The organism is Pseudomonas sp. 382, from assembly GCF_002759075.1.
Lineage (GTDB): Bacteria > Pseudomonadota > Gammaproteobacteria > Pseudomonadales > Pseudomonadaceae > Aquipseudomonas > Aquipseudomonas vlassakiae.
In genome coordinates, this window is record NZ_PEMX01000001.1 from 461,040 (window position 1) to 477,131 (window position 16,092).

A 16,092-nucleotide genomic window follows, 5' to 3' on the forward strand; every position below is an offset into this window, starting at 1 on the left:
TCAACTTTGCTTGCCCAGCACGTAACGGTCGAACTGCTCGATGTATTCGTCGACGTTGTCTTCCAGCATCATCCGGTATTGCTCGCTGAAGTACTTCAGGATTTCTTCGCGAGCGGCGGCCATTTCGGCGCCGGACTTGAAGTTGCGGGCGCTGAGCCAGGCACTGAAGCGGCTGGCAGCGAAGGTCATCGAAGCGCTGACCTTGCCGATATCGGCGAGCGTGTCGAGCTGCTGGTTGGCCAGGTCGATGTGCGCATCGGCGCGGTCGTAGAATGCCTGGTCGGTGGCTTGGGTCATGGCGGTATACCTGTGTGGGCCGGTCTTGCGGGGCGCAAAGGATGCCACAGCGGGCGCCTGGCCGGCAGCCATTACCGGCGCCGGCTCAGCCGGTTACGGAGCGGCGCCGCTTGTTGCGGTACATGTCGTCATCGGCGCAGTTGAGCAGCGAGTCGATGTCTGCGCCGTCAGTGGGATAGCAGGCCACGCCGATGCTGCAGGACGGCATGGGCAGCTGCCGCTGGCCGCTGGTCAGCGGCACGGCCATGGCGGTGAGGATCTGCGCCATCTTTTCAGCTACCGCGCCCACTGCGCTCAGCCCGGTCAGCAGCACGGTGAATTCGTCGCCGCCCATGCGCGCCACCGTGTCCTGCGGGCCGACACAGTCCTCCAGGCGGCGTGCGACGGTGCACAGCACCTGGTCACCCATGGCATGCCCGTGCACATCATTGATGCCCTTGAAGTCATTGATATCGAGGAACAGCAGCGCAAACGGGCGTTGCTGGCGCAGGGCGCTGGCCAGCCGCTCGTTGAACAGCGAGCGATTGCACACCCGGGTCAACGGGTCGTGGTGGGCGAGCCAGCGCAATTCCAGCTCGGCCTGGGTGAGCGCCGTAACGTTGCGTGCCACGCCGATGCGCGCGCCCACCTCTTCGGACCAGAAGGCCGACCAGAGGATGTGCACCACGCCACCGTCCTTGCGCAGGTAGCGGTTGCGGAAGTCACTGTGGGAGTGGCCATTCATCACCCGGATGATCGAAGCTCGCGTGGCTTCCAGGTCTTCGGGGTGCATATAGCGGGTGATCGGCGTGCCGATCAGCTCCTCGGCGCGGTAGCCGAGCAGCGCCTCACAGGCATTGCTGACGAACACGATGGTGTTGTCCCGGTCGACCACGAATACTGTGTCCAGCATCAGCTGGATCAGCTTGGGGTAAAGTGCTTGCAGGTCAACGGGCATAGGGGCGTCCGGTGCATCGGGCTCGGGCGTGGCCAGCATACACAGAGCAGGGTTGGTTCCACCAGCGGCCATTCAAACAGATATACTCCGCGGCCGTTTCGAGCATTCAGGAGTCGTTCATGCAGCAGGTTCTGCTCATCGTTGATGTCCAGTCCACCTTCAGCCCCCCCGAATGGCTGGTGGACGGGATTCGTCTGCTGTCAGCGAGGATTCCGTCGTTCGCCTCGGTCGAATTGCACGATGAGCAGGTAACGCCGTTCCAGCGCCAGCTCGGCTGGCACCCGGCAGCCGAGGACGAGTGCCTGATCGAGGTGGACCAGGTGTTCATCAAGCATGGCTATGGCCAGACTGCCGAGACCATCGCCCACCTCCGCCAACTGGGCGTGGAGCGCGTGCTGGTGTGCGGCATGCAGACCGAAACCTGCGTACTGGCAGCAGGCTTTGCGCTGTTCGATGCCGGGCTCTGCCCGACACTGGTGACTGACCTGACCGTCGGCTCATCACTGGACCGCTCTGGCAAACTGGGGACCGACCTCTGGAAGCACCACTTCGGCAACGTGACCACGCGAGCCGAGGTGATGGCCGAACTCGCGCAGTCGGTCGCCTGAGAAAACCGCGAAAAGCCAGCGCGCATCGTTTAGCATGGGGGCGCCGATGCACCTGGCCCCTTTTCTTGTCGACATGCTCTGGCTTGCCATGACTGCCTTCTACCTCAAGTTTCTCATCACCCCCACGCTCATGTTGGCCATCTCGCTGGCGGCCAAGCGCTGGGGCGCGCAAATCGGCGGGCTGCTGTCCGGGCTGCCGGTTACCTCAGCCTTGGTCGTGCTGTTCCTGAGCCTCGAGCAGGGCCCTGGTTTTGCCTTGCAGGCAGTGCCTGGAGCGTTGGCCGGCCTGGCGGCGGTGCAGGCGACGTACCTGTTCTACTACCAGGCGACGCGACGGATCGGTGCATTGCCCGGTTGCATCGCCGCGATGGCGGTTTACGCGGCCATGGCAGCCTTGATGAGCCACCTGGGTTGGCTCGCGCTGTCAGTGGTGGTGACCCTGGCACTGCTCACCCTGATCATCATCGTCACCTCGCAACCGGCGCCGGCCGGTGCTGCCAAGGTGGTGCAACTGCCGCGCTGGGTGATCCCGATGCGCATGCTCACGGCCACCGCGCTGCTGGTGGCGATCACCGCCAGCGCCGAATGGCTCGGGCCGGTGGCCAGCGGCCTGCTGGCGCCGATCCCGGTGATCGCCTGGCCGCTGGCGGTGTTCGCCCATGTTCAGGGCGGGCACCATGAATTGGGCGCGATCGTGCGCGGCAACGCCATTGGCGGCGTGGGCGTGTTGGGGTTCTACCTGACAGTGAACAGCTTCATCGAGCAGTGGGGCAGCGTGCCGGCCATTGCCGCCGCCGTGGTGCTGGCCGTGGCAGCCACCTTTGCCCTGGCCAGGCTGTTGGACCGCCGCTGACCTCTGCACCCAGGCAGGCGCTTGTATCGTTCTGTATCAAGGCGCCTGCCACGCCTACTTGCTTACAAATCCTTCGCTCTGCTGATACGCCCGGGATACATCCCTGGGGCCAAATGAACCAGCCCGAACGAACAAGCCCTACGGCTCGCGTTCCCTGGCTCTTCGCCCTTGAGGCATGACCGTACGACTATCAGGAGAAACACCATGTCCCGTATCCAGTTCCCCAACAAGACCCGCCTCGGCCTGCTGAGCATCGCCCTGGTGGGCGGAATCAACCTGGCTTCCTCGGCGTTTGCGGTCGAGCCACTGCCGCAAGGCTACCAGCTGGCGGCTGCGGAAAAGGCCGGCGAGGGCAAGTGCGGCGAAGGCAAGTGCGGTGCCAGCGGCGCCAAGGCCAAAGCCACCCAGGCCGAAGGTAAATGTGGCGAGGGCAAGTGTGGCGCCAGCGGGGCCAAGGCTACCCAGGCTGAAGGCAAATGCGGTGAAGGCAAGTGCGGCGATGCTTCGTTCGCCCGCACTGACACCGACCATGACGGCCGCGTGTCCCGCGCCGAATTGCTGGCGGTCGCGCCGAAGGCCGGTGCTGAGTTCGATGCCATAGATGCCAACCACGACGGCTACCTTTCCGAAGCCGAGGTCTACCAGTTCCGCAAGCATCAGTTCGACGCCAACGGCAAACCCTTCCCGACCGACCTGTACAGCAAGCTGAGCCAGGCAAAGCACTGACCCGCAGCGGCATCCCTCCCCAGGCTGCCAGCCGGGGAGGGCGCTGCACCACAAGGAGCCTGCGATGAGCACTCATTCCAATCTGCAGGGCGCCGGCCTGGGCCTGCGCCGTGCACTGCTGCCAGAGCTGCTGAGCATGGACAGCACAGCCGTGGACTTTCTCGAATGCGCGCCAGACAACTGGATCGGCGTCGGCGGCGCCTTCGGCGAAGGCCTGGCGCAACTGGCCGAGCGCCATCCGCTGGCTTGTCATGGCCTATCGTTGTCGCTGGGCGGCCCGGCACCGCTGGATCATGGCTTCCTGCGCCAGATTCGAGCCTTTCTCGACCGTCACCAGGTGCCGCTGTTCAGCGAACACCTGAGCTACTGCGCCGATGACGGCCATCTGTACGACCTCATCCCCATGCCGTTCACCGAAGCAGCCGTGCGCCATACTGCCCAGCGCATTGCTGAAGTCCAGGATGCCCTGGGTCGGCGGATTGCCGTGGAGAATATCTCTTACTACGCCGCACCGTATCAGGCGATGAGCGAAATCGAGTTTCTGCAGGCGGTGTTGAGTGAAGCCGACTGCGACCTGCTGCTGGACATCAACAATATCGTGGTCAATGCCTGCAACCATCGCTACGACGCTGCCGGGTTCCTGGCCCAGGTGCCGGCCGAACGGGTGGTCTGCCTGCATGTGGCCGGGCACTACGACCAAGCGCCGGACCTGAAGATCGACACCCATGGTGCCAGCGTCAAGCCTGATGTCTGGGGCCTGCTGGCCAGTGCCTACCAGCACTTGGGGCCGGTGCCGACCTTGCTCGAGCGCGACTTCAACCTGCCACCGCTGGTCGAACTGCTGGTCGAGGTGGAGCACATTCGCAGCCTGCAATCTTCAGCGCAGGCCTTGGCGGTGCGCCATGGCTGATTCACTGCATGAACAGCTGCTGCGCATGGCTGGCCATATCCGCGATCCGCAGGCCAATCCGCCACCGCCTGGTATCGAAGCGCGGCGCCTGGCGGTGTATCGGCAGCTGTTCTTCGGCAACCTGCAGGCACTGCTGGCCGGCAGCTTTCCGGTGCTGCATGCCAGTCTCGCTGCCGAGCACTGGCAGGGGTTGTGCGAAGACTTCTACGCCAGCCATCGCTGCCACACGCCGCTGTTCACCGAAGTGGGCAGCGAGTGGGTCGAGTACCTGCAAGGGCGAGGCGAGCAGCCCGGGTGGATCGCCGAACTTGCCCATTACGAGTGGATAGAGACGGCATTGTTGCTCAGTGATGCCGCCGAACCTGAGCATGCCCCGGAGGGTGATCTGCTGGCTGGCGTGCCGGTGCTGTCCAGCCTGGCTGTGCCATTGGCTTACGCCTGGCCGGTCAGCCATATCGGGCCGGAACATCTGCCGGGCGAGGCGCCCGATGAGCCCACCTTGCTGCTGGCTCATCGAGGTAAAGACCACAAGGTGGCCTTTTCGCGCCTTGCGCCGCTGGCCCATGCGCTGTTGCAATCGTTGCAAGACCAGCCCGTGAGCGGGCGCGAACATCTGGCGGCATTGGCCGCAGCTACCGGCGTCGAACCCGCTGCCATCGCGGCACCTGGCCTGGCGTTGCTGCAAAGCCTGAAAGCCCAGGGCGTCGTGCTCGGCACCCGATAGGTGCGAGCGGTGAAGCATTTACTGAGGGGACTGGAGCGCACAAATTGCCACTGAGGGTCAGCGGCGGTAGTAGCGATGGTCGGCATCGTAATGGTGGGCCCGCTCGTGTCGGCGCTCCCAGTCGCGGCGGCGCTCCGCCTCACGTCGCGCCTCTTCCCGGCGCCATTGGGCCCGGCGCCATTCTTCGCGGCGGCGGTCTTCGCTGTGGTAGTGCCAGCGGCCGTCGCGCCAGTAGCGGTCATCATCATGGGCGAGCAGTGGCCCTGGCTGGCCATCGGCGATGCGGGCCAGGTTCGGCCAAGGGCTCTGGGCCGGGTTGGCCGGCGACGGGGCGATGGTTTCAGTGGCCAGGGCCGCATTCGACGCGTGGATCGGTGTCGCTGAGGCAGAGCCCATGGCTACCAAGGCGAACAGGCCGGCAAAGAGGATTCTCGGGATATGGCGTTTCATCGGCGTAGGCAACCCCAGGTTGTCATTGAACATGCGATTGGGCAGCACCGTAAGGCGGCGCCCACCGCGAACGTGAGCATGTCCAGATAGACAAGTAATTGGGGAAAAGTTCTGTTCGTTCAGCGCCTTGGCTTCTGCACGTCGCTGGGCCAGAGCAATGGCCCGCCTGCAGAGCATCTTCGAGCCGTTCGTCCGGGGCGGGCAGAGCGGCACCGATGGCTTCGGCCTGGGCCTGGCCATCGCCCGCCGTGCCCTCGGGCTGCACCAGGGCAGTATCAGCGCGAAGGCGGGCGGCGCGGGGGGCTTGTGCGTGACAGTCCTGTTGCCACGCCTGGGTTGATGCGTCTGAGCGCCTGGGGTCAGCGGCCGAGCATCACGGTCTGCAGTTGCGCCTGAGCCTGCTGTACGGTCTTCGCCTGAGCCGTCAGGTCTTGCAGCAAGGCATTCAGTTCAGCCTGCACCTTGGGGTCGTTGACCTTGACGATCGGCCCGTTGATCTCGATCTGGGCCTTGTGGGCGTCCACGTAGTCGGCGACTTTCAGGCTGCTGTCGAGGGTGCCGTTGATCTGTGGCAGCACCTGCAGGAAGGTCTCGGCCGGGACGCTGACGGTGCGGTCGTAGGCCTTGTCGTAGACCACCTTGAGGTCATCGGGCTGCTTGAGCTGGGCATGGGCGCTGTCGGCCTTGGCCTTCTGCTCCTGCAGCTGGACACCCATGTCGTTCAGGCCGGTCTGTACCGCCTTGATGTCGTCACGGCGACTGGTGATATCGTTCAGCGACCGCACCGCACCTTTCTGCAGCAGGCTGCCCAGCGGTTTCACCGCGCTATCCATGGCGCCGTTGAAATCGGTGATCACCGCGTAATGGTCGTTGTAGGGGCCAAACGCCTTGGACTCGTCGGCGCTCGGCTTGGGCACGTGAACGCCGGGCTTGTCGATGATACGGGTTTGCAGGAATTCGCTGAAGGCAGCGCGCTGCTTGGGTTCATTGTCGCCACAGGCGGCAAGGGCGAGGGGCAGGGCGAGGGCGAGTAACCAATTGCGGCGGAATGAGACGTTCATGTCGATGAAACTCCGTAGGGGGGTGAGGCGCGCCAGCGCTATGGCTCGCGCGGCGGGCAAGGGTAGCGCTTTTTCCGGTCTGGATCCAACTTGCGCTGTGGTGTTCGCCGCGATATTTGCAGCGAACACCCGCAAGCCATCACTCAACGCACCGGAATTAAATCACCCGAGCCTGATGCAAGGCTTCCAGCCAGTCGAATGAAGGTGTGTTCATTCGATTGCAGGGTGCATGCCATTTGGCCATGCAGCTGCACAAGGAGTTGGCGCAATCACTGTGGGAGCCGGTTGACCCACGCATGCCGCGCGGTAGATACCGACGCATTCGCGGGTGAGTCTGCTCCCACAGGCTACATGGCTGGGCGCCTGGACTGTTTGCAGCTGTACTTTCTGTTGATCGGCTGTTGCCGTGCAGACAGTGCCAGGGGCTTCAAGGGTTGACCTGATAGCCACGCCCCTGCAGGCACCCGCTGTAAGCACTGGCGTGCGCCGAACTTTGCGCCTGGCCCTGGTCGCGCCGGTCTTCGCGGCGCTCCTGCCGTTGCCGCGAGGCACCTACCGCAGCGCCGGCAGCGGCCCCTTGGCTTGCACGGTTCTGCCGGTATTGCTCCTTGGCATTGTCGCCGACCCGGTCATACACCTCGTCGTGCTGGTTGCCCCGCACCTGGGCGCCAACCGCACCCGCTGCGGCACCGGCCGCCGCGCCCTTGACCCTGCCGCCGACATGGCTGCCAGTGGAACTGCTGCTGGCGCTGTTTGCGGCGTTGCTCGCCACGCTGTTGCATTCGTTGATGTCCAGCTGCATCTGTTGGCTACTCTGGCCCTTGAGCGGCACCACCGACTGGGCCTGGGCTGCAGACGCCGCGCACAGCAGCATCAGCAGGTAACTCCACTTGAACGCACGCATCGCACACCTCCAGCGGATCGGAATTGCATCTCACAGGATAGCCGGGGCTACGGTAGCTTGTGGTGTGCAACTGCCGGTTGATCAAGTACCGTTTGCCGGTACTGGCCTTTTTGCGGGTACCGGCTGTGCAAGGCTCAATGGGCAGTACGCAGTGGCACCTCGCGCAACAGCCACGACAAGGCGAAGGCCACACAGGTAACGATCGCCGCCAGCAGAAATACCCCATGCATGGCTGCGCAGAACGCCTCGAGATAGGCCTGCTGCTGCGGTGCCGCCAAGGCGTGCACCGCCGTTGGCGAAAGGCTTGCGGCACCGCCACTGCTGGCCGCGAAATCACTCGGCAGGCCGTCGAGCAGGGCATGGGAAAACAACGCGCCAAACACCGAAACGCCCACCGAACCACCAATCGAACGGAACAGCGTGGCCCCTGATGTTGCCACCCCCATGTGCCGGCGTTCGACACTGTTCTGCACTGCCAGGATCAGCACCTGCATCACCATGCCCAGGCCTGCGCCAAGCAGCCCCATGTACAGGTTCATGCGCCACATCGACGTGTCCAGTTCCAGACGGCTGAGCAGCCCCAGCGCGACCACCTGCAGCAGCGTGCCGACGATCGGGAACACCCGGTAGCGCCCCCAGCGGCTGATCAACCGCCCGGTGATTGCCGACACCACCAGCAAGCCCCCCATCAAGGGCAGCATCTGCAAGCCGGCGCTGGTGGGCGAGGCGTTTTTCAACACCTGCATGTACAACGGCAAGAACGTCACCGAACCGAACAGCGACACGCCGACGATCAGCCCGATCAACCCGGCCAGCACGAAGGTGCGGTGGCGGAACAGGTGCAGCGGCATGATCGGTTCGGCCGCGCGGCGTTGTTCGAACACGAAACCGACCAGGCCGATGACCGCGAACAGTGCCAGGCACAGCACATCCAGCGAGGCCCACGGCAGTAGACTGCCGCCCAGGCTAGTGATCAGCACCAGCGCGCCCAGGGTAACGGTCAGGAAGAACGCGCCGATGTAGTCGACCACATGCTTGACCGGTGCCACAGGGGGACGGAACACGCTGCCGATCACCAGCACTGCCAACAGGCCCAGCGGCAGGTTGATGAAGAAGATCCAGTGCCATGACAGATGTTCGACCAGAAACCCCCCGATCAACGGGCCCACCACGGTGGCCAGGCCGAACACGCCGCCGAACAGGCCCTGGTAGCGGCCCCGTTCGGCGGGTGGAATGACGTCGCCGATGGCCGCCATGGCCACCACCATCAGGCCGCCGCCGCCCAAGCCCTGCAGCGTGCGGAACAGGATCAGCTGGGTCATGTCCTGGGCCAGCCCGCACAGCGCCGAGCCGAGCAGGAACAAGGCAATCGCAATCTGCAGGACGCGCTTGCGCCCGTAAAGGTCGCCGAACTTGCCATACAGCGGCACGACGACGGTGGAGGCCAGCAAATAGGCGGTGACCACCCAGGACAGCCAGCGTAGCCCGCCGAGGTCGCTGACGATGGTGGGCAGCGCGGTGGAGACAATGGTCTGGTCCAGTGCCGCGAGGAACATCACCAGCATCAGGGCGCCGAGCAGCAACGGGATGGAGGCTTGAGTGCCGGGTTCGGCCTGTACGCAGGAGGGCGCGTCAGCAGATGTCGGTTGCATACGGTTGCCTTGAGCCTGTGGATGCGATTGAACGTTCATGTGCGTCAGCAGCCTTTGCCCTGGGCATGCTGGCGGCCGGCTTCCTGCAGGCCGGCCAGGGCGAAGCTGAACAGCTGGGCAGAGACGTCTGCGGCTGGCATGCCGAGTATTTCGTGCAGGGTCCCGGTGGACCCGCGTGGGCCAATCAACAGCATCGCCCAAGGCGCGGTGACACAGAGGATGCAGCGGGTCAGTGCCGGGTCGCTCTGGGGAATGCCTGTGATTTCGCTGAACAGGCCCTTGAGCAGCGACAGCTTCAGCGGTGCCTCAGCCTGCAGGTGCGCCTGGCCGTGCGGGCTGGGGGCGAGGATTTCCGCCGCCAGCACGCGCAGGTGCCAGATGTCGCGGCGCTGCGTGGCCTTGCGTACGACCAGATCGACCAGCCCTCGCAGCTTCTCTGCTGCCGGTTGCTCGCCGAGGGTGATCCGCTGCAGGTCGCTGATGTCCAGAAAGCGCCGCCGCGCTTCATCGAGCACGGCCAGGTACAGGCCACTGCGGCTACCGAAGTGGTAGTTGATCGAGGCCAGGTCGACCTCGGCCTTGGCGGCGACGGCTTTGTTGCTGGCCTCGGCATAACCCACAGCGGCGAACAGCTCGCCGGCGGCCTGGAGGATGCGCGTGCGAGTCGCTTCGCCGTCCTTGCGTGGTTCGCGTTGAGTAATGGCCATGGGTGGGCTCTCGGATTGGTGGAATGGCAGTTAGCCTGATCCAGGCTGAATCTAAATTCAATTTAAATTTAATGATTGCCCCGGGCGGCCGACAGAAGGTGTCGCTGCACTGCGCCCGGATGGCGCACGCCACTAGGGAGAGCGCCCTCAGTTGTGGTACAACACGCTAGTTGACACCAGCTTCGCAGGCGCCCGGATGCGTCGCGGCTAGCTAGTGATTCCCTTGTCCCTGCTCCTTTTACTGTGAAACGGAGATTCGAAGATGACCGCCACCGACCGTCTGAGCCTGCTGCAGTACGAGCATCTGGGCCTGGACGATGTTGCCGCTGCCGAGTTCAAGGTGGCTCTGGAGGAGCTGCGTAAACTGGCGCTCGAAGATCGCTATGAACATCCCGCCGCCCTGCACCTGGGTGATATCGCTGACGCCGAGAACCGTCAGGAACTGGCTGAAACCAAAGGCTGGGGAATCGGTTTTCTGCAGGGGCTGACCTGCGCCAAGGCACTTACCCAAGAGCAACTGGAAGCACTGCGTCGGGTGTTCCAGGCCGCGGCGGAGCGGGCGATCAAGCGCATGTGCAGGTAACCACCGCTTTATCGAGCTTGCCGCTCTTCGCAATGAATAGCGGCAACCTGCGCATACATGACTCAAAGGTTAACGCTTTCTCGCTAATGCCTTATGTAATCGGCTAACTCCATGTTTTTCATGCGCTGTCGCGATCGCCTGCAGAACCGCGCAAGAAACGCTTCAGGGTCAACCAGATAGGCCGCCCAGGCCGAACTTTCGAAACAGGCTTTTCCCTTCCGGTGAAGACGAGCGCATCCGCCGTTTATCGACTTTACTGGTGAGGCGCTGCTGTCAGATCTTCATGTATCAAGCGCGTTGAGTATTGGCTTTGAGTGACGGAGTGACGCGGGCCTTTGGGGTAGACCATGAGCCAGAGCCAGACACTGATCATCTGTGAATATTGCGACGCGGTGTATCAGCGTATGCCAGTGCACAAACATCAACGTGCATTGTGCGTGCGTTGTGGCGGCGTGCTGTATCGCCATGCAAGTCTGACCCTCCAGCAGCGCCTGGCACTGAGTGTTACCGGCGCGATTCTGCTGGTATTCGCCAATGCCTATCCGGTCATGACCATTGGCATGCAGGGGCTGACCAACTCTGCGACGCTCTGGGATTCGGTGCTGATCCTCAGCAGCGGTAGCATTACCTTCATTGCCCTGGTCATGGCCTTGGCCATCATCTTCGCGCCAGTGCTGCAGATCGCCTTGCTTTGCTGGGTGCTGAGCTTCGCCGTGGCCGGGCAGCGGGCGCCTGGCTTTGCCATGTGCATGCGCTGCCTGGAAGGGCTGCGGCCCTGGAGCATGCTGGAAGTCGGCCTGCTGGGCGCGCTGGTGGCGGTGATCAAGCTGGCCGGCCTGCTCGATGTGATCCCGGGCATCGGCCTGATCGCACTGGCAGCGCTGAGCATGCTGATCATCTACATCGCCGGGCGTGATATCCGCGACCTTTGGGACGCGCTATGAGTTCGCCCGCGCTGGCAGACGAACTGGGCCTGTGCCTGTGCCATGGCTGCGGGTATGCCTGCGAGCAGGAGGGTCATGTGCACACCTGCGCGCGCTGCGGCGCGCCCCTGCACCGGCGCAAGACCAATGCCATCGCCCGTGGCTGGGCCTTCCTGGTGGCCGCGCTGGTGTTCTACGTGCCCGCCAACCTGCTGCCGGTGATGCATACCGAAATGCTGGGCAGTGGCAGCGACAGCACCATTGGGGGCGGCGTGGTGGAGTTCTGGGAACACGGTGCCTGGGACATCGCCCTGATCATCTTCATCGCCAGCATGGGCGTACCGGCCATCAAGTTCTTCTCCCTCGGCTTGCTGCTGTACACCGCCCAGCGGCGTTCGGGCTGGGCTTGCCGGCAGCGCTCGCAACTGTATCGCGGCGTCGAGTTGATCGGTTACTGGTCGATGCTCGATGTCATCGTGGTCGCACTGGTGGCCGCGTTGGTGCAGTTGCGCGGGCTGGGCACCATCGAGCCGCGCCCGGGCATCCTGTTTTTCGGCATGGTCGTGGTGCTGACCATGTTTTCGGCAATGAGCTTCGACCCGCGCTTGATCTGGGATCACCCTGGCAAAGATGGAGGCCGCACCGATGGCGCAAGCGAGTGACGCGCGAAATGGGGCCGGGCAGGCAGAGGTACGCACCCGGCGCTGGAATGTTTCACTGGTGTGGATCGTGCCGATCCTGGCGATCCTGGTCGGGGCATCGCTGGTGGTACGCAACTGGATGCAGCAAGGGCCGGTCATTTCGATATCCTTTCGTTCCGGTGAAGGCCTGGTGGCGCACAAGACTCAGGTCAAGTACCGCAGCGTGGTGATTGGCGAAGTGACCACCGTGGACCTTGCCGAGGACCACAACAGCGTCATCGTCAAGGTGCAGCTGTCCAATGACGCTCGCTCGTTCGCCACCCAGGGCGCGCGCTACTGGGTAGTCCGCCCGCGGATCGGCGCGGGCGGGGTATCCGGGGTCGATACCTTGCTCTCTGGCAGCTTCATCGGTGCCGATGCCGGTGAATCGAAAGCCGCTGAAAAGGACTTTACTGGCCTGGAGCTGCCACCGGCGATCACCTATGGCGAGAAGGGCAAGCGTTTTCTCCTCAGCGCCGATGACCTCGGTTCGCTGGATATCGGCGCCTCCATCTATTACCGCAAGATCCCGGTGGGTGAGGTGGTGTCCTATGCGTTGCAGGATGATGGCAAGGGCGTGGATATAGGCATATTCGTACAAGCGCCCTACGACAACTTTGTCACTGGCGATACCCGGTTCTGGAATGCCAGCGGCGTCGACATGCAGATCGGCGCCAATGGCCTGAAGGTCGATACCGAGTCGCTGTCGTCCATTCTGGTCGGCGGGCTGGCATTCGGTTCTCCGGACTTCAGCGCCGATGCTCAGCCGGCCGCAGACCAGGCGCGCTTTCAACTGTTCGCCGACCGCGACGCTGCCCTGGCACCGCCTTTCGGCAAGGGTCAGTACCTGCAGCTGCGCTTCGACCAGTCCATGCGCGGTCTGTCGGTGGGGGCCCCGGTGGAGTTCAAGGGCGTCGAGTTTGGCCGGGTCACGGCGATCAAGCTGGATTACGACCCGGTGAAGCAGATATTCCCGGTGGTGGTGGATGCAGTGGTCTACCCGCAACGCCTGGGCCCTGTGCATAAGAAGATGCTTGCAGTGTTCAAGCACACCGAGGGTGACCTCGATGGTGCCCGGCAGTTGATTGGTACCTTCGTCGAGCATGGCCTGCGGGCGCAGGCGCGCAGCGGCAACCTGATCACCGGGCAGATGTTCGTCTCTCTGGACTTCTACCCGAACGCCCCCAAGGTCGCGTTCGACCGGGAGGCCAACCCTATCGTCATCCCGACGATGCCCGGCAGCCTGGAGATGCTGCAGGAGCAGTTGCAGCATTTCGTCGAGCGCATCGGCAAATTGCCGTTGGAAAGCATTGCCAGCAACCTCGATGGCACCCTGCGTGACCTGCGCGCCAACCTCAAGACATTCAACAGCCAGACGCTGCCTGGGGTGAAAGCCACCCTCGACGATATGCAGCAAACCCTGAAGGCGGCCAACGCGACCATTGCCGACAACTCACCGGAGCGCGAACGGCTGGGTGAAACACTGGATGAGCTGGAGCGCATGTCGCGTTCGCTGCGCGACCTGACCGACTACCTGGGGCGCCACCCCGAGTCGCTCATTCAAGGCCGGCCGAAGGCGGCCGGGGCGCAAGACTTGAGACCTTGAAAGTGGAAGGCCAAAGGAGTGTCAGCTGATGCATCGAGTGCGCAACCTGTGTAGGGCCAGCCTGCTGATCTGGCTGGGCGGCTGCAGCAGTACCCCGAACAACTACCACACCCTGGTCCCGGCCCAGCCGGTGCAAGGGGGTAGCCAGCATGTGCTGGTAAGCCGGGTCAGCCTGCCGCCGCAAGTGGACCGTCCGCAGCTGGTGGTGCGCCAGGGCAGCAGCGGCCTGGCCATCCTGGAAACGGAGTGGTGGGGCGCCAACCTGGTGGATGAGTTTCGCAGTGCCCTGCAGGACATGCTGGGCGGCCCGGTGTCTGGCCCCAGCACTGTGTTGAGGGTCGAGGTGCAGCGCTTCGACAGCGTGCCCGGCCAATACGCCTCGCTCGATACTTTGTGGCGCCTGAAACGGCCAGGCGAGCCCGCAATCACCTGTCGGACGTCGGTGCAGACCGCTGCCGACAACAGCATCAACAACCTGGTCAACGCCCACCAGGCCAACCTGCGCAAGCTGGCCGACGCGGTGCGCGCAACGGCGGCGCCAGGCAGGCCCTGCCCAACCACCTGATGCAGATGAACAAGGGTACGGGGAGCCCGCATGAAGTTACGCACGAGATTGCTCTGGCTGTTCGTACCGCCGTTGCTGCTGGTGTTGTCGCTTGTCTACTTCGCAGCCCAGGGCATGCTGCTGGCACGGCTGGACAAGCAGGACGAGCGGCTGCTGGTGGCCGAGGCCGAGCGCCTGCGTGCGTTGCTGGGCAACAGCTTCGAGCGCGACGCCAACCGCCTGCGGCAATGGGCCCAGGCGATGCCGGGTACGGTGCCGTCGGCTTTTCCGCTCGATGCCGCCACGCTGGGCCGCAGTGGTTTCGACTTCATCCTTTACTTTGCCAATGGTGAGCAGCGGGTGAGCTGGCGTCCGCTGGACCTCGCAGCGCTTGAGCGCCCGGCCGGCGCGCCGGCACTGAACCTGAAGGCGCTGCATGAGGGCGTTGCCCGGCAACTGGCGCGCCTGCTGCAGTCTCAGGATGTGGCGCCGCCTGCGCAACTGCTGGCCGTGCTCCGGGTGCCGCTGATTCTGGTCGCCGTGGATACCGCGCGCAGCGGCGACAGGGCCAGCGGTGTGCTGCTGGCGGGCACCTTCCTGGACAGCAAGCGCATCGCCATGCTGCAGCAACAGCTGGGCGGAGAGCTTACCTGGTTGCCGTCGACCGCTGGGCAGGAACGGCCCGTGCTACAGGCTGAACTGATGAGCATCGGCAACCGTCGCGTGGTCGATGCCCGTCATCAGAGTATTGACCTGCTGTTCCAGGACAGCCTGGGCGAGCCTCAGCTGCGCCTGCAACTGACCCGCGAGCGCCATCTGTTCCTGGAAGGCAAACAGCAGCTCGATGTATTCCTCGGCGTGACCGGCGGGCTCATCGGCCTGGCCTGGCTGCTGATCTACCTCGCCCTGGACGTCACCTTGCTGCGGCGCATTGCCCGCTTGCATCACGAGCTTCTGGCCATTGGCCCGGCTGCGGCAGGGCGGCGCCTGACCGACGACGGCCGCGATGAGCTGGGCCAGCTGGCGCGTGAGGCGAACCGTGCGCTGGACCGCCTGGAGCAGAGCGAAACGCGCGACCGGGCGATCCTCGATGCCATGGAAGACGGCTACTTCGAACTCGACGATCAGGCCAGGATCGACTCGGTCAACCCGGCTTTCTGCAGGCTGCTGGGGTATTCGTCGGCGCAGGTGCTGGGTCGCACCTTTGCATCGCTGCAGGAACAACCAGAGCCCACCCCGACGACGGAACCGGTGATCGCCGAAACCGAGCCCGGCGCGCCACTTTCGGCTCGCCTACGGCGTGCCGACGGTAGCATCGGTCACTTCGAGACGCAGATATCCAGGCGCCACAACGCCGGGGGGCGGCTGATCGGCTACCGTGGCATCCTGCATGACGTCAGCGAGCATGTGCTGCATCAACAGCAACTGTTTGACCTGGCCTATCAGGATGCCCTGACCGGGTTGGGCAATCGCAAGGCGTTTCATGAGGACCTCGCCCGGTACATGCACAGCGCCAGCATGCCGCTGGCGCTGATCTTTCTAGATCTGGACCGCTTCAAGCAAGTCAATGACCGCTTTGGCCACGACGTCGGTGATGCCTTGCTGGCGTGCATGGCCGAGCGTCTTCGCAATGCGCTGCGTCAACCGAGCAAGGCCTATCGTTTGGGTGGAGACGAGTTCACCGTGATTGTCCCGGCACCCGGGTTCCAAGGGGCCAGCGCGCTGGCCCAGCGCTTGCTCAAGGTGTTGGGCGAGCCGGTCAGCGTCAGCGGAGTGAGCATCGACTTCGTCACGCCAAGCATCGGCGTTGCCTTCGCGCCAGCCCATGCCAGCGAGGTGGATGCCCTGATCAAGGCAGCCGATCAGGCGATGTACGAGGCCAAGCGTGAGCGCGGGCGGGTCTGCGTGTACCAGCCAGCCGAGTGAT

19 protein-coding genes and 1 pseudogene are annotated in these 16,092 nt (G+C 64.1%); 13 read left to right on the forward strand and 7 right to left on the reverse strand.

Features of this window, described 5'->3' with window-relative positions:
- Positions 1 to 297, reverse strand: coding sequence for a DUF3144 domain-containing protein (locus CQW31_RS02365; RefSeq protein WP_054887657.1), 297 nt, complete (start codon positions 295 to 297; stop codon positions 1 to 3).
- Between the two features lie 85 nt (positions 298 to 382).
- Entirely contained in the window at positions 383 to 1,234 is an 852-nt protein-coding gene (locus CQW31_RS02370) for a GGDEF domain-containing protein (protein ID WP_099813707.1), read from the reverse strand.
- A 119-nt stretch (positions 1,235 to 1,353) separates the two neighbouring features.
- On the opposite strand from CQW31_RS02370, the gene CQW31_RS02375 reads away from it, so the two are divergent.
- From CQW31_RS02375 to CQW31_RS02395, 5 genes are all read left to right on the forward strand, one after another.
- Positions 1,354 to 1,842: an isochorismatase family protein gene (locus CQW31_RS02375; RefSeq protein ID WP_054887655.1), complete on the forward strand. Its 489-nt coding sequence runs from the start codon at positions 1,354 to 1,356 to the stop codon at positions 1,840 to 1,842.
- 88 nt (positions 1,843 to 1,930) lie between these two features.
- On the forward strand, positions 1,931 to 2,695 hold the full coding sequence (locus CQW31_RS02380) for a hypothetical protein (RefSeq protein WP_099813708.1): 765 nt from the start codon (positions 1,931 to 1,933) through the stop codon (positions 2,693 to 2,695).
- 204 nt (positions 2,696 to 2,899) lie between these two features.
- Complete coding sequence (locus tag CQW31_RS02385) at positions 2,900 to 3,421, forward strand: hypothetical protein (protein ID WP_099813632.1); 522 nt, start codon at positions 2,900 to 2,902, stop codon at positions 3,419 to 3,421.
- A gap of 64 nt (positions 3,422 to 3,485) precedes the next feature.
- Positions 3,486 to 4,331, forward strand: a complete 846-nt coding sequence (locus CQW31_RS02390) for a DUF692 domain-containing protein (protein WP_099813633.1) — start codon at positions 3,486 to 3,488, stop codon at positions 4,329 to 4,331.
- Positions 4,324 to 5,055 carry a DUF2063 domain-containing protein gene (locus tag CQW31_RS02395; RefSeq protein ID WP_099813634.1) on the forward strand — a complete coding sequence of 244 codons (732 nt, stop codon included), beginning with the start codon at positions 4,324 to 4,326 and terminating at the stop codon, positions 5,053 to 5,055. The genes CQW31_RS02390 and CQW31_RS02395 overlap by 8 nt, the downstream gene beginning before the upstream one ends.
- 57 nt (positions 5,056 to 5,112) lie before the next feature.
- Here the strand turns inward: CQW31_RS02395 and CQW31_RS02400 are convergent, their stop codons facing one another.
- Entirely contained in the window at positions 5,113 to 5,538 is a 426-nt protein-coding gene (locus tag CQW31_RS02400) for a hypothetical protein (protein WP_315973002.1), read from the reverse strand.
- A gap of 127 nt (positions 5,539 to 5,665) precedes the next feature.
- Between CQW31_RS02400 and CQW31_RS02405 the strand changes: the two are divergent.
- Positions 5,666 to 5,845 (forward strand): annotated as a pseudogene (locus CQW31_RS02405) (ATP-binding protein); the annotation flags it as partial.
- Between the two features lie 19 nt (positions 5,846 to 5,864).
- Here the strand turns inward: CQW31_RS02405 and CQW31_RS02410 are convergent.
- Positions 5,865 to 6,566, reverse strand: coding sequence for a DUF3053 domain-containing protein (locus CQW31_RS02410; protein WP_099813635.1), 702 nt, complete (start codon positions 6,564 to 6,566; stop codon positions 5,865 to 5,867).
- On the opposite strand from CQW31_RS02410, the gene CQW31_RS02415 reads away from it, so the two are divergent.
- A complete protein-coding gene (locus tag CQW31_RS02415) occupies positions 6,565 to 6,768 on the forward strand; it encodes a hypothetical protein (RefSeq protein WP_054887649.1) in 204 nt (67 codons plus the stop codon). The two genes, CQW31_RS02410 and CQW31_RS02415, sit on opposite strands and share 2 nt — an antisense overlap.
- Before the next feature lie 225 nt (positions 6,769 to 6,993).
- Here CQW31_RS02415 and CQW31_RS02420 read toward each other — a convergent pair whose 3' ends face one another.
- The 3 genes from CQW31_RS02420 to CQW31_RS02430 form a co-directional block, all read right to left on the reverse strand.
- Positions 6,994 to 7,470 carry a YMGG-like glycine zipper-containing protein gene (locus tag CQW31_RS02420; RefSeq protein ID WP_099813636.1) on the reverse strand — a complete coding sequence of 159 codons (477 nt, stop codon included), beginning with the start codon at positions 7,468 to 7,470 and terminating at the stop codon, positions 6,994 to 6,996.
- 134 nt (positions 7,471 to 7,604) lie between these two features.
- Complete coding sequence (locus tag CQW31_RS02425) at positions 7,605 to 9,122, reverse strand: MDR family MFS transporter (protein WP_099813637.1); 1,518 nt, start codon at positions 9,120 to 9,122, stop codon at positions 7,605 to 7,607.
- Between the two features lie 44 nt (positions 9,123 to 9,166).
- A complete protein-coding gene (locus tag CQW31_RS02430; RefSeq protein WP_099813638.1) occupies positions 9,167 to 9,829 on the reverse strand; it encodes a TetR/AcrR family transcriptional regulator in 663 nt (220 codons plus the stop codon).
- 262 nt (positions 9,830 to 10,091) lie between these two features.
- Here CQW31_RS02430 and CQW31_RS02435 point away from each other — a divergent pair, with 262 nt between their 5' ends.
- From CQW31_RS02435 to CQW31_RS02460, 6 genes are all read left to right on the forward strand, one after another.
- Entirely contained in the window at positions 10,092 to 10,412 is a 321-nt protein-coding gene (locus tag CQW31_RS02435; protein WP_054887645.1) for a hypothetical protein, read from the forward strand.
- Between the two features lie 347 nt (positions 10,413 to 10,759).
- Positions 10,760 to 11,356, forward strand: coding sequence for a paraquat-inducible protein A (locus tag CQW31_RS02440; protein ID WP_099813639.1), 597 nt, complete (start codon positions 10,760 to 10,762; stop codon positions 11,354 to 11,356).
- Positions 11,353 to 11,997 (forward strand): paraquat-inducible protein A, encoded by a 645-nt coding sequence (locus CQW31_RS02445; RefSeq protein WP_054887643.1) that lies wholly within the window; start codon positions 11,353 to 11,355, stop codon positions 11,995 to 11,997. The genes CQW31_RS02440 and CQW31_RS02445 overlap by 4 nt, the downstream gene beginning before the upstream one ends.
- Positions 11,981 to 13,621: an intermembrane transport protein PqiB gene (locus tag CQW31_RS02450; protein WP_099813640.1), complete on the forward strand. Its 1,641-nt coding sequence runs from the start codon at positions 11,981 to 11,983 to the stop codon at positions 13,619 to 13,621. Before CQW31_RS02445 ends, CQW31_RS02450 begins: the two co-directional genes overlap by 17 nt.
- 28 nt (positions 13,622 to 13,649) lie before the next feature.
- Positions 13,650 to 14,186 carry a membrane integrity-associated transporter subunit PqiC gene (locus CQW31_RS02455; protein WP_054887641.1) on the forward strand — a complete coding sequence of 179 codons (537 nt, stop codon included), beginning with the start codon at positions 13,650 to 13,652 and terminating at the stop codon, positions 14,184 to 14,186.
- A gap of 30 nt (positions 14,187 to 14,216) precedes the next feature.
- Entirely contained in the window at positions 14,217 to 16,091 is a 1,875-nt protein-coding gene (locus CQW31_RS02460) for a diguanylate cyclase domain-containing protein (RefSeq protein ID WP_143524202.1), read from the forward strand.
- The last annotated feature ends 1 nt before the right edge of the window (position 16,092 follow it).

Coding starts and splice junctions, on each gene's coding strand:
- CQW31_RS02440 (WP_099813639.1), top strand. CDS start 10,760: ATGAGCCAGAGCCAGACACTGATCATCTGTGAATATTGCGACGCGGTG.
- CQW31_RS02445 (WP_054887643.1), top strand. CDS start 11,353: ATGAGTTCGCCCGCGCTGGCAGACGAACTGGGCCTGTGCCTGTGCCAT.
- CQW31_RS02370 (WP_099813707.1), bottom strand. CDS start 1,234: ATGCCCGTTGACCTGCAAGCACTTTACCCCAAGCTGATCCAGCTGATG.
- CQW31_RS02380 (WP_099813708.1), top strand. CDS start 1,931: ATGACTGCCTTCTACCTCAAGTTTCTCATCACCCCCACGCTCATGTTG.
- CQW31_RS02420 (WP_099813636.1), bottom strand. CDS start 7,470: ATGCGTGCGTTCAAGTGGAGTTACCTGCTGATGCTGCTGTGCGCGGCG.
- CQW31_RS02400 (WP_315973002.1), bottom strand. CDS start 5,538: ATGTTCAATGACAACCTGGGGTTGCCTACGCCGATGAAACGCCATATC.
- CQW31_RS02430 (WP_099813638.1), bottom strand. CDS start 9,829: ATGGCCATTACTCAACGCGAACCACGCAAGGACGGCGAAGCGACTCGC.
- CQW31_RS02450 (WP_099813640.1), top strand. CDS start 11,981: ATGGCGCAAGCGAGTGACGCGCGAAATGGGGCCGGGCAGGCAGAGGTA.
- CQW31_RS02395 (WP_099813634.1), top strand. CDS start 4,324: ATGGCTGATTCACTGCATGAACAGCTGCTGCGCATGGCTGGCCATATC.
- CQW31_RS02455 (WP_054887641.1), top strand. CDS start 13,650: ATGCATCGAGTGCGCAACCTGTGTAGGGCCAGCCTGCTGATCTGGCTG.
- CQW31_RS02375 (WP_054887655.1), top strand. CDS start 1,354: ATGCAGCAGGTTCTGCTCATCGTTGATGTCCAGTCCACCTTCAGCCCC.
- CQW31_RS02415 (WP_054887649.1), top strand. CDS start 6,565: ATGTCGATGAAACTCCGTAGGGGGGTGAGGCGCGCCAGCGCTATGGCT.
- CQW31_RS02435 (WP_054887645.1), top strand. CDS start 10,092: ATGACCGCCACCGACCGTCTGAGCCTGCTGCAGTACGAGCATCTGGGC.
- CQW31_RS02390 (WP_099813633.1), top strand. CDS start 3,486: ATGAGCACTCATTCCAATCTGCAGGGCGCCGGCCTGGGCCTGCGCCGT.
- CQW31_RS02460 (WP_143524202.1), top strand. CDS start 14,217: ATGAAGTTACGCACGAGATTGCTCTGGCTGTTCGTACCGCCGTTGCTG.
- CQW31_RS02410 (WP_099813635.1), bottom strand. CDS start 6,566: ATGAACGTCTCATTCCGCCGCAATTGGTTACTCGCCCTCGCCCTGCCC.
- CQW31_RS02365 (WP_054887657.1), bottom strand. CDS start 297: ATGACCCAAGCCACCGACCAGGCATTCTACGACCGCGCCGATGCGCAC.
- CQW31_RS02385 (WP_099813632.1), top strand. CDS start 2,900: ATGTCCCGTATCCAGTTCCCCAACAAGACCCGCCTCGGCCTGCTGAGC.
- CQW31_RS02425 (WP_099813637.1), bottom strand. CDS start 9,122: ATGCAACCGACATCTGCTGACGCGCCCTCCTGCGTACAGGCCGAACCC.